A 10,430-nucleotide genomic window follows, 5' to 3' on the forward strand; every position below is an offset into this window, starting at 1 on the left:
ATGACCGACAACCCCGAGCAGGACTACGACCCGGGCGACGTGGCCGTCATCGGCATGTCCCTGCGGGCGCCCGGAGCCCGCACCAAGGAGCAGTTCTGGGACAACCTCGTCCACGGCCGGGAGTCCGTGTCGTTCCTGGCCAAGGACGACATCCACGTCGACGAGACCCTGATCCACAGCCCGTTCTACGTACGGGCCTGCGGCGTGCTCGACACGTACGACAAGTTCGACCCGTCGGTGTTCGGCATCAGCGACCGGATGGCGGCCGCGATGACCCCGGAGAACCGGCTGTTCCTGGAGAGCGCCTGGGAGACGCTGGAGGACGGCGGCTACGACCCGGACCGGCTCCGGGCCGAGATCGGCATGTACGGCGCCAACAACCCGCAGACCGCCGCGCTCTACAGCTCCCCGCCGGACCGGGTGTCGGTCGGCCCCGAGGCGATCGAGGCCAGCCTGGCGTGGTCGCCGGACACCATGACCTCCAACGCCCTGTACTACATGGGGCTCATCGGCGAGGCCGTCACCGTCGCCGCCGTCTGCGCCGGCTTCCACTACGCGGTCCACCTGGCCTGTCAGTCGCTGCTGCTCGGCCAGACCGACCTGGCGATCGCCGGCGGCGCGATGGTCCGCCTGCCGCACCCGCGCGGCCACCTGTGGGAGGAGAACCGCATCCTGTCGAAGGACGGCCACTGCCGCCCGTTCGACGCCAACGGCACCGGCACCGCGCTGTCCAGCGGCGTCGTCACCGTGCTGCTGAAGCCGCTGGGCCACGCCGTCGCCGACCGCGACCACATCTACGCCGTCGTCAAGGGCTCGGCCGTCAACAACAACGGCGTCAGCGCGATGGCGTACGGCCTGGCCCAGCCCGAGCGGCTGAGCGCCTGCATCGCCAACGCCATGGAGGTCGGCGGCGTCACCCCGGACACCGTGTCCATGTACGAGGCCAACGGTCTCGGCCTGCCGATGACCGACGAGCTCGAAGTGCACGCGGCGACCATGGCGTTCGGGAAGCAGACCGCGACCACCTCGATCGGCGGGGTCAAGGGCAACGTCGGCCACGGCGGCGTGGTCTCGGGCGGCTTCGGCGCGATCAAGGCCGCGCTGGCCCTGCACCACAAGACGCTCCCGGCGACGATCAACCTCACCGAGGTCAACCAGGACCTCGACTTCCCCAGCACCCCCTTCGTGCCGCAGATCGAAGGGGCGCCCTGGGAGCCGCAGGCCGGCATCCGCCGCGCGGGCATCACCTCGATCGGTGGCGGCGGCTACAACGCGCACCTGCTGCTGGAGGAGGCGCCGACGGCCGCCGGGCGCGCCCCCGAGGACGAGGGCCGGCCGCGGCTGGCCACCCTGTCCGCCCTCGACGACGACACGCTGGCCCGGCAGCGTACGCGGCTCAAGGAGCGGCTGGAGGCCGACCCCGACCTGCGCCTGGACGACGTCTGCTTCAGCCTCAACCTCGGCCGCAAGGTGATGGCCCGCCGGTGGGCGGCCGTGGTCCGCAGCCGCGCGGAGCTGATCGCGGCGCTGTCCGACGACGCCGCCCGCGGCCCCGCCACCACGACCGCCGCCGCCCCGCAGACCGACCCGGGCTCCTTCTCCCGCACCGACAACGGGATCGTGCCCGCCGGCCAGGACGAGCGGGCGCTGGCCGAACTGGCCGCCGCCTGGGTGACCGGCCAGCAGGTGGACTTCGACGCCCTGCACCGGGGGCAGGCCAGCCACCGGGTGCCGCTGCCCACCTACCCGTTCCAGCCGCGCCGGTTCTGGCGCACGGACTGGTGACCATGAGCACGCCGCCACCGGACACCGTGGACCTGGGCGACCCGGCCACCTTCGCGGACCACGACCTCGACGGGTTCTGGCGCACCCTGCGGGACACCGCCCCGATGCACTGGAACCCGCCCGTCGACGGCCGCCGGGGATTCTGGGTGCTCTCCCGCCACGACGACATCATGGCCACCTACCGGGACAACGCGAACTTCACCTCCGAGCGCGGCAACGTCCTCGTCACGCTCCTGGAGGGCGGCGACGCCGGGGCCGGCCGGATGCTGGCCGTCACCGACGGGCCCCGGCACCACGAACTGCGCAAGATCCTCCAACGGGTGCTCTCGCCGAGGGTGCTCGACGAGGTCGCGCAGACCGTCCGCGTCAACACCCGGCAGTGGATCCGCGAGGCCGTCGAGTCCGGCGGCTGCGAGTTCGCCGAGGAGATCGCCAGCCGGATCCCGATGACCACGATCTCGAACCTGCTCGGCGTGCCCGAGCAGGACCGGGACTACCTGCTCAGCCTGACCAAGACCGCGCTGTCGGCCGAGGACGAGGACGTCGACGAGGTCGACTCCGAGATGGCCCGCAACGAGATCCTGATGTACTTCATGGACGTCGTCGAGGAACGGCGCGAGTCCCCGGGCGACGACGTGATCAGCATGCTGATCGGCAGCTCCATCGACGGCGTGCCGTTGTCCGACGAGGACGTCGTGCTCAACTGCTACAGCCTGATCATCGGCGGCGACGAGACCAGCCGGCTGACGATGATCGACTGCGTCCACACCCTCGCCGCCCAACCCGAACAGTGGCGGCGGTTCAAACACGGCGAGGTCGCGGTCGAGACCGCCGTGGACGAGGTGCTGCGCTGGGCCTCGCCCACGATGCACTTCGGGCGCAGCGCCGTACGGGAGACCGAACTGCACGGCGTCCGGCTGCGGCCGGGCGACATCGTCACGCTCTGGCACGCCTCCGGCAACCGCGACGAACGGGTCTTCGCCCGGCCCGGGGCGTTCGACCTCGGCCGCACCCCCAACAAGCACCTGGCCTTCGGCTACGGCCCGCACTTCTGCGTCGGCTCGTACCTGGCCAAGGTGGAGATCGCCGAACTGCTCACGGCCCTGCGGGACTTCACCACCGGATTCGAGCAGACCGAGGAGGCGCTGCGGATCCGGTCCAACTTCCTGACCGGGTTCTCCACGATGCCGGTGCGGTTCGAACCCGACCACCGCGGACTGAAAGAGGTCGACTGACCCGGATGAACATCTACATGTCAGGACAAGGGGGATTCGCGGTCGCAGTCGCGGAAGCCCTGCTGGACGACGGGCACAAGATCGTCGGCGCGGCCGCCCCCCGGCTGCGCAAGGGGAAGTCCGACGAGGGCGACGCGATGTGCTGGGACCGCCTGCGCTCCTGGGCGTACCACAAGGACGTCCCGTGGACGGACTCGGCCGAACTGCGCGCGCGACACATCCCGGACGGGGTCGACATCATCGTCGCCGCCCACTCGCACGCCTTCCTCGGCCGCCAGACCCGCGCCCGGGCCGCCGTCGCCACCATCGGCTACCACCCCAGCCTGCTGCCGCTGCACCGCGGCCGGGACGCCATCCGGTGGACGATCCGCGACGGCGACAAGGTGACCGGCGGAAGCGTCTACCACCTCACCGAACGCACCGACGCGGGCCCGCTCGCCGCCCAGGAGCACCTGTTCGTGCCCCCGGGCTCGACCGCGCAGAGCCTGTGGCGCGACCACCTGGCACCGCTCGGCGTGCGACTGCTCCTCAAGGTGGTCGCCGACCTCACCGCGGACCGGCGGATCGAAGTCCCCCAGGACGAGAAGCTGGCCACCTGGGAGCCCGCGATGGGCGCGCCACCGCTGTTCAAACCCGAACTCATCGCGCTGCCCGGAACGGTGCAGGTCGACAGCAGCAAGTGGGCCCTGCACGACGGGTGACAGCCAGGCGGCCTGCCGACGACGGTGCCCCGCACACCACGCGTGTGCGGGGCACCGGACTGGTCGCCGAGCCCGTCGTCGGAACTCGACAGCGTGAACGTGTACACCAGGGACGGCAATTCCGAGCGCCCCCCGTGTACCTCTGCACCTTCACCGCGAAGGAGTCCCGACCATGCGGAAGTTCATCATCGATCTGGCCGAACGCACCGTCGCCACCTACGCCGTGGCATTCCTCGGCCTGCTGCTGGCCGACGGATTCGACCTGACGTCGATCGGCGCGTTCAAGGCGGCGGCCGTGGCGGCACTGCCGGCCGCGCTGGCCGTGGTCAAGGGAGTGGCCGCGACCTTCGTCGGCGACCCGAACTCGGCAGCCCTACTGGCCCGCCCCCACGAGTAACAGGCCCGGCCGGGCGCGCTAAACCGGGAACTCCCCGTTCTGGACGGCCGCGACGAAGGCGCCCCATGCCGGGTCCGGGAAGGAAAGGACCGGACCGCTGGCGTCCTTGGAGTCACGCACGGGGACGCGGCCGGGGAGGCCGGAGGCGACCTCGACGCAGTCGCCACCGTCCGGACCGCTGTAACTGCTCTTGCGCCAGACCAACTTCATGCCGGGAACTCCCCGTTCTGGACGGCCGCGACGAAGGCGCCCCATGCCGGGTCCGGGAAGGAAAGGACCGGACCGCCGGGGTCCTTGGAGTCACGCACTGAGACGAGGTCGGGGTGGCCGTGGGCGACCTCGACGCAGTTGCCGCCGTTGCCCCCGCTGTAGCTGCTCTTGTGCCAGAGCAGCTTCATGCGGGGAACTCGCCCTTGTGAACGGCCGCGACAAAGGCTTGCCATGCGGCTGCGGGGAAGGCGAGGGTCGGGCCGTCGGGGTCCTTGGAGTCACGCACGGGCACGAGGCCGGGGAACCCGGGGGCCACCTCGATGCAGTCGCCGCCGTTCGTGCCGCTGTAGCTGCTCTTGCGCCAGCTGGCCGCGTCGAGCTCGTTCTGCATCATCTCCGAACCCTTCCAGCGCCTCGGTGATTTGCCGCACCCGATCGCGGAGCTCGCGGTCGGTCCCCACTTGATCTTCCGTCGTGCCATCACTGCCCCCCTGCTGTACACCACGTGCTCAACACGTGTATCTGGGCGTCACGGTACCTCCGCGTTCCGATCATCAGTATCGGAACGCGATCTTTTGCTTGCGCAGCGTCACGTCGCGCGCCGTTCGTGCGCCCCTGTCCGCCGGTCCGCCTCGTACGGGCGTGAAGGTCCGGGTCGGGGCGCGGGGGAGGAGCCACGCGACCGCGACACGCGGGGAACGCTACGTCGACGAACGGGTCCTTCCCGATAATGCAGGGGTCGCGTCACCGGGCCGCGCACGCCCCCGTTCCCAGGAAGGCGCACGACCATGGAAGGCTCCTCCTCGACCGCGCTGGCCGACATCGCGACCATCCTGCTGATCGGACTCGTCCTGTCGCCGCTGCGTACCCGTCTGCGCCAACCGGTGGTGGTCGGCGAGATCGCGGTGGGGGTGATCCTGGGGCCGAGCGTCCTCGGGCTGCTGCCGGGCGACCTCCCGCACGTCCTCTTCCCGCCCCAGGTCCGCGAGCATCTGTCGGTGATCGCCCAACTGGGCATCGCGCTCTTCATGTTCGCCGCCGGGTGGGAACTCGACCTGAAGCAGCTGAACGGGCGGGTCCGCACCGTGGTGGCGGTCACCGCGGCCTCCGTCGCCGTGCCCTTCGCCCTCGCGGTCGCCCTGGCGGCGGTCCTCACGGCCAGGTGGCCGTACCTCATCGGTGCGGAGACGTCCCCCGTGTTGCTGGCCGTGTTCCTGGGCATCGCGCTGTCCGCCAGCGCGCTGTCGGTGCTCGCGCGCATCGTGGGGGAGAACCAGCTGCAGACGACCCGCACCGGGGCCATGGCCACGGCCTGCGGGGCGCTCACCGAGATCACCGCGTGGTGCGGCGTCGCCTGCGTCGCCTCCGCGGCCCGGAGCGGCGGCTCGGACCACGTCCTCCTCGCGTTCGCCGAACTCGCCTGCTACGCGGCGGCGATGGCCTTCGTGGTCCGCCCGCTGCTGCGGCGCCTGCTGCGCCGGCCGGCCCGCGTCGACGGGCATCCCCTGCTCGTCCTGCTGACCCTCGGCAGCGGGATCCTGCTGTCCGCGTGGACCACCTCGTGGCTCGGCATGCACGCCGTGATCGGCGCCTTCGCCTTCGGGCTGGCCATGCCGCGCGACGCCGCCGAGGAGCTGCGGCACGCCGTCGAGGTGCCGCTGCGCCACGCGGGGGCGCTGCTGGTGCCGGTCTTCTTCGCGCTCACCGGGCTGTCCGTGGACATCGGCGGGCTGGGTTTCGGGAGCCTGGTCGCGGTGGTGGTGTTCCTGGCCGTCACCTGGGGCGGCAAGTTCGCCGGCGCCAGGCTGGGTGCCCGGCTGATCGGCGTGCCGCGCGGCGAGGCCACGACGGTGGCGGTCCTGCTCAACACCAAGGGCCTCAGTGAGGTCCTCATCCTGACCCTGGGCCGTGACCTGGGCGTCATCGGCGACCGGCTGTTCACTGTTCTCCTCGTCACCGCCTTCGCCGCGACCCTGCCCGTCAACCCGCTCGTTCGGCGCCTCATCCGGGCTCCTGGCGCTGCTGCCCCGGTCGGCGTCGCGGCTCTGCCCCGTCAACAGCAGGACACCCCCGCGAGATCGGACATCGAGGAGGCCAGGGGAACGTGAGCACTGGCGGGGTGGAGATTTCCTGCGCCTGTCCCACCGGCACCACCGCCGAGATGGCCGCCACTGTCTCAATGAAGTCTCATTATTAGCCGCTGCCCGGCGGCCGCCCTCGTGTCTCCGGCTACGTCGGCAGGTGGCGGTAGACCGTCGCCCGGGAGACTCCGAGCTCTGCCGCGATCTGCTCGGCGGTGCGGCCGGCCGCGTGCAGGCGCCGGGCGGTGTCGACCATCGCCGGGCTCATCGCGCTCGGCCGGCCGCGCCGTTCAGCGCCGCCGCGCCCGGGGCCGGCCGCGGCGGGGGGTTCGGGGCCGTCCAGCAGCCGGTGAACTCCGGCCAGGATGCAGGCGCGCAGGTCCTCGGGCGGGGCGTCGGCGAGCAGGATCACCGGGTCGGAGAGCATGGCGATCGTCTGGGCGGCGCGCACCCGGGCGACGAAGTCCGGGTGGGGCCCCGCCACCAGGACGTTCGCGCGCAGCATTCCGTCGCGGAACCGCGTGAAGCCCGGACCCGAGAGGCCCGGCGCCGCGTCGTACAGGCTCATCCGCAGCAGGTCGCGGTGGCGCAGCCAGACGTCGAGCAGCCCCTCGATCGCCGCCCAGCGGGCTGCGGTCGGATCCGGCGGCCCGGTGGGCGCCAGCGCGGCGTCCAGGTCGTCCAGCATCGGTTCGATCAGCGCGCCGAGGATGTCCGCCTTGCTGGGGAAGTGGTACAGCACCGCGGCCTTGGTCACGTCCACCCGCTCGGCGATCCCGCGTACCGAGGTGGCGTGGTAGCCGTGCGCGGCGAACTCCTTCAGGGCCACCGCGAGGATCCGTGCCCGGGTGTCGGGGTTCTCGGCAGCAGTCATGTGGGGAGCCTAGTCGCTGCCCCTTGCCTGACCGGCGGTCAGGGCGTAGCGTCGAATTACTGACCGATGGTCAGTCCGGGGGTGCCGACGTGACCGCTGACCGGCGACGGCTGCCGCGAGTCGGCCTGGCCGCGATCAGGCGACGACGATCGGGCGATGACAGAAGGAGCGTCCATGAACGCCTCGACCAAGACGGCCGATCGCACCGTGCTGATCTCCGGGGCCGGCATCGCCGGACCGACGCTCGCCTACTGGCTGGCCCGCCACGGCTTCCAGCCGACCGTGGTCGAGCGGGCCGCGGCCGCGCGCTCCAGCGGCAGCCCGGTCGATGTCGCCGGTCGCGCGATGGAGGTCGCCGAGCGGATGGGGATCAGGGACCGCCTCCGGGCGGCCGCCACCCAGGTCACCGGTGTGGGCTTCTACAACGCCGCGGGCCGCCGGGTGGGCAGGATCGACCTGCGCGGCCTGTCGGGTGCGGACCGGGCCGACACGGTCGAGCTGCCGCGCGGCGATCTCGCCGCGATCGTCCACGAAGCCGGCCGGGACGACGCCGAGTTCGTGTTCGGCGACTCGATCGCGAGCCTGAGCCAGGACGAGGCGGGTGTCGACGTCACCTTCGAGTCCGGCCGCCCCCGCCGCTTCGCCCTGGTGGTCGGCGCCGACGGCCTGCACTCCGCCGTCCGCCGGCTGGCCTTCGGCCCGGAGTCCGGGTTCGTCCGCCACCTGGGGATGTACGTGGCCACCATGCCGTTGGCCGGGATGGCGGGCGACCTGCGGGAAGTGGCGATCCACAACACGCCGGGCCGCGCCCTCTGCGTGCATCCCGGATGCGGCAGGCCGCTGGCCGCGTTCATGGTCCGGTCCGCCGCCGTGCCGGACTTCGACCACCGCGACACCGATCAGCACCGGCGACTGCTGACCGCCGCGTTCGCCCGGATGGGCTGGCGCGCGCCCGAGGTGCTGGCGCAGGTGCGCGAGAGTGAGGAGCTGTACTTCGACGCGGTGAGCCAGGTCCGGCTGCCGCAGTGGTCGCGGGGCCGGGTCACGCTGCTCGGCGACGCCGCGTCCTGCGTGTCGCTCTTCGGCGGCGGCTCCAGCCTGGCCCTGGCGGGCGCCTACGCCCTGGCCGACGCCCTGGCCGCCGATCCCGCCGACCACCGCGCGGCCTTGGCCCGTTACGAGGCCGCGCACCGGGGGTTGGTGGACCAGGCCCGGCAGTCCGTACGAGCGGCCTTCGCGCTGCTCGTCCCGGCCGGCCGCGGCGGCATCCTGGCCCGGAACCTGGCCACCCGGCTGTCGCCGGTCGCGCTGGCGGCAGCCCGGGTTGGGAGTGTCCTCAAGTCCCGTGCCGCGCGCGGGGATTAATCATGACCAGGCCGGAGCTTCCCTTCCTCGGCCGACTGCACGCAGGAGGCATCGTACGAGCGGACCTCGCCGGCCGCCTGGCCGTCGTCGACCGCATCAAGGGCGCCATCACTACCGTGTCGGCAGCCGGTGTGAACCGTTCGTGGGCAGCCGGACGTATCCACCGGTGAGGTGGCGAGCGGACGGTGTCGCCCCGTCAGCTCCGGCCTTGTGCGGCGGTGGTGGCGGCGGGTGGCGGTGTCGCGGCACGGGACGGTGCGGTATTGCACGCACGTCCCCTGCCGGGAGTCTCGCCACCGGCCCTCGCTGCCCGTCGATTTCGGAGAAACTCCTTTGCGCAACAGCAGGTTCACCTCGGTCCTCCTGGCCGGCGTCACGACGCTGGCGGCCTTCGCCGTCGGCGTCGGCCCGGCGGTCGCCGCCCCGTCCGACCCGGCCGCCATCGTCGACTCCCCGGACGCCTTCCCGGGCGACCAGGACGTCGAGGTCTTCGCCGAGGACGGCGCCATCAGCCGGACCAAGGTCCCTGCGGCGTCCCCCTTCGTCGCCGAGCAGTCCATGAGCGTGGCCGCTGCCGGCGCTGCCGCCGGGGACGGCGCCGTCACGAAGGTCGTCAACAACGGGAGCACGGACAGCAAGCTGGACGTGGTCATGATCGGCGACGGCTACACGGCCTCGGAGCAGGACAAGTTCCGCAAGGACGCCGCGGCGAAGTGGAAGGACATCAGCGCCGTCGAGCCCTACGCCACCTACCGCAAGCTGTTCAACGTGTGGGCCGTGGGCGCCGTCTCCGAACAGTCGGGCGTCTCCGGGGACCCGAAGCAGAACACCGTCCGCAAGACCGCCCTCGGCTCGCACTTCTGGTGCAACTCCATCGAGCGGCTGCTGTGCGTGGACGTCAAGGCCGTCGACGCCTACGCCGCCAAGGCCCCGCAGGCCGACCTCGTGATCGTCGTCGCCAACACCGCCAAGTACGGCGGCGCCGGCTACGGCAGCACCCAGTCGCCGCTCGGGTACGAGGGCATCGCCACCGTGGCGGGCGGAAACGCCGCGTCCGGCCAGATAGCGGTGCACGAGACCGGCCACTCGCTGGGCAAGCTCGCGGACGAGTACTGGGCCGATGGGGCGGGGCCCTACAAGGGCGCGGAGCCCACGCAGCCCAACATCACCACCCTGAGCGCCGACCGGATGCGCCAGGACAAGACCAAGTGGTACCGCTGGCTGGGCAAGACCTCGCCCGACGGCGGCACCGTCGGCGCCTACCAGGGCGGCAGCAACTACCCGTCCGGCCTGAACCGGCCGACCGACAACTCGGTGATGCGCTCCCTCGGCCGCGAGTTCAACCTGCCCGGCCGCGAGGCGATGATCGCCGGCTTCTACCGGCACGCCTCCACCCTCTCCAGCGCCACGCCCGTCACCACCCGGCTGACCGCGACCGACCGCCTCACCGTCGACCTCCCGGTCTCCGGCACCAAGCTGCGGTGGTACCTCGACGGCAAGGAGGTGACGGCCCTGCGCGACCGCAAGACGATCGCCGTCTCCGACCTCGGCCCCACCGGCCCCAAGCCCGCCGCCCACGAGCTCAAGGCCGTCGCGAACGACCCCACCTCGTCCGTCATCGACCCGGCCCTGACCCCGGCGCTCACCCGCAGCCTGGTCTGGAGCGTCACCCGCTGACCACGGGGCGTGGCCCCACGCGGCGGGCAGGGGCGGGTGGGGGCCCGCCCACCGCGGACGCCGCCTCGGCGGGGGCCCGCGCCCGGTGGGGGCCGCGGGGCCCGG

General features: G+C 72.2%; 11 protein-coding genes. 7 read left to right on the top strand and 4 right to left on the bottom strand.

Annotated features, from left to right (window positions below; translation table 11 throughout):
• From ACFVHI_RS13165 to ACFVHI_RS13180, 4 genes are all read left to right on the top strand, one after another.
• Positions 1 to 1,785: a beta-ketoacyl synthase N-terminal-like domain-containing protein gene (locus tag ACFVHI_RS13165; RefSeq protein ID WP_380338661.1), complete on the top strand. Its 1,785-nt coding sequence runs from the start codon at positions 1 to 3 to the stop codon at positions 1,783 to 1,785.
• Positions 1,782 to 3,020 carry a cytochrome P450 gene (locus ACFVHI_RS13170; RefSeq protein ID WP_063346319.1) on the top strand — a complete coding sequence of 413 codons (1,239 nt, stop codon included), beginning with the start codon at positions 1,782 to 1,784 and terminating at the stop codon, positions 3,018 to 3,020. Before ACFVHI_RS13165 ends, ACFVHI_RS13170 begins: the two co-directional genes overlap by 4 nt.
• A 5-nt stretch (positions 3,021 to 3,025) precedes the next feature.
• A complete protein-coding gene (locus ACFVHI_RS13175; RefSeq protein WP_063346318.1) occupies positions 3,026 to 3,721 on the top strand; it encodes a formyltransferase family protein in 696 nt (231 codons plus the stop codon).
• 172 nt (positions 3,722 to 3,893) lie between these two features.
• Positions 3,894 to 4,118: a holin gene (locus ACFVHI_RS13180; protein ID WP_063346317.1), complete on the top strand. Its 225-nt coding sequence runs from the start codon at positions 3,894 to 3,896 to the stop codon at positions 4,116 to 4,118.
• Positions 4,119 to 4,136: 18 nt separating this feature from the next.
• Here ACFVHI_RS13180 and ACFVHI_RS13185 read toward each other — a convergent pair whose 3' ends face one another.
• Genes ACFVHI_RS13185 through ACFVHI_RS13195 form a run of 3 tightly spaced genes read right to left on the bottom strand, consistent with a single transcriptional unit; the run spans position 4,137 to position 4,722 of the window.
• Positions 4,137 to 4,328 (bottom strand): DUF397 domain-containing protein, encoded by a 192-nt coding sequence (locus ACFVHI_RS13185; protein WP_380338665.1) that lies wholly within the window; start codon positions 4,326 to 4,328, stop codon positions 4,137 to 4,139.
• Positions 4,325 to 4,516, bottom strand: a complete 192-nt coding sequence (locus ACFVHI_RS13190) for a DUF397 domain-containing protein (protein WP_063346315.1) — start codon at positions 4,514 to 4,516, stop codon at positions 4,325 to 4,327. Before ACFVHI_RS13190 ends, ACFVHI_RS13185 begins: the two co-directional genes overlap by 4 nt.
• Complete coding sequence (locus ACFVHI_RS13195; protein ID WP_244293269.1) at positions 4,513 to 4,722, bottom strand: DUF397 domain-containing protein; 210 nt, start codon at positions 4,720 to 4,722, stop codon at positions 4,513 to 4,515. Before ACFVHI_RS13195 ends, ACFVHI_RS13190 begins: the two co-directional genes overlap by 4 nt.
• A 394-nt stretch (positions 4,723 to 5,116) precedes the next feature.
• On the opposite strand from ACFVHI_RS13195, the gene ACFVHI_RS13200 reads away from it, so the two are divergent.
• A complete protein-coding gene (locus ACFVHI_RS13200) occupies positions 5,117 to 6,436 on the top strand; it encodes a cation:proton antiporter (protein ID WP_380338669.1) in 1,320 nt (439 codons plus the stop codon).
• A 121-nt stretch (positions 6,437 to 6,557) separates the two neighbouring features.
• Here ACFVHI_RS13200 and ACFVHI_RS13205 read toward each other — a convergent pair whose 3' ends face one another.
• Entirely contained in the window at positions 6,558 to 7,283 is a 726-nt protein-coding gene (locus tag ACFVHI_RS13205) for a TetR family transcriptional regulator (RefSeq protein WP_380338671.1), read from the bottom strand.
• A 174-nt stretch (positions 7,284 to 7,457) separates the two neighbouring features.
• Here ACFVHI_RS13205 and ACFVHI_RS13210 point away from each other — a divergent pair, with 174 nt between their 5' ends.
• A complete protein-coding gene (locus tag ACFVHI_RS13210) occupies positions 7,458 to 8,648 on the top strand; it encodes an FAD-dependent monooxygenase (protein ID WP_380338674.1) in 1,191 nt (396 codons plus the stop codon).
• Between the two features lie 333 nt (positions 8,649 to 8,981).
• Positions 8,982 to 10,325, top strand: coding sequence for a M64 family metallopeptidase (locus tag ACFVHI_RS13215; RefSeq protein ID WP_380338677.1), 1,344 nt, complete (start codon positions 8,982 to 8,984; stop codon positions 10,323 to 10,325).
• Positions 10,326 to 10,430 lie beyond the last annotated feature (105 nt).

It is taken from the genome of Kitasatospora sp. NPDC127121, assembly GCF_042677305.1.
In the GTDB taxonomy this organism is placed as follows: domain Bacteria; phylum Actinomycetota; class Actinomycetes; order Streptomycetales; family Streptomycetaceae; genus Kitasatospora.

What these genes read in the sequence shown, in the direction of transcription:
- ACFVHI_RS13165 (WP_380338661.1), top strand. Translation starts at nt 1, where the DNA reads ATGACCGACAACCCCGAGCAGGACTACGACCCGGGCGACGTGGCCGTC.
- ACFVHI_RS13175 (WP_063346318.1), top strand. Translation starts at nt 3,026, where the DNA reads ATGAACATCTACATGTCAGGACAAGGGGGATTCGCGGTCGCAGTCGCG.
- ACFVHI_RS13180 (WP_063346317.1), top strand. Translation starts at nt 3,894, where the DNA reads ATGCGGAAGTTCATCATCGATCTGGCCGAACGCACCGTCGCCACCTAC.
- ACFVHI_RS13185 (WP_380338665.1), bottom strand. Translation starts at nt 4,328, where the DNA reads ATGAAGTTGGTCTGGCGCAAGAGCAGTTACAGCGGTCCGGACGGTGGC.
- ACFVHI_RS13190 (WP_063346315.1), bottom strand. Translation starts at nt 4,516, where the DNA reads ATGAAGCTGCTCTGGCACAAGAGCAGCTACAGCGGGGGCAACGGCGGC.
- ACFVHI_RS13195 (WP_244293269.1), bottom strand. Translation starts at nt 4,722, where the DNA reads ATGATGCAGAACGAGCTCGACGCGGCCAGCTGGCGCAAGAGCAGCTAC.
- ACFVHI_RS13200 (WP_380338669.1), top strand. Translation starts at nt 5,117, where the DNA reads ATGGAAGGCTCCTCCTCGACCGCGCTGGCCGACATCGCGACCATCCTG.
- ACFVHI_RS13205 (WP_380338671.1), bottom strand. Translation starts at nt 7,283, where the DNA reads ATGACTGCTGCCGAGAACCCCGACACCCGGGCACGGATCCTCGCGGTG.
- ACFVHI_RS13210 (WP_380338674.1), top strand. Translation starts at nt 7,458, where the DNA reads ATGAACGCCTCGACCAAGACGGCCGATCGCACCGTGCTGATCTCCGGG.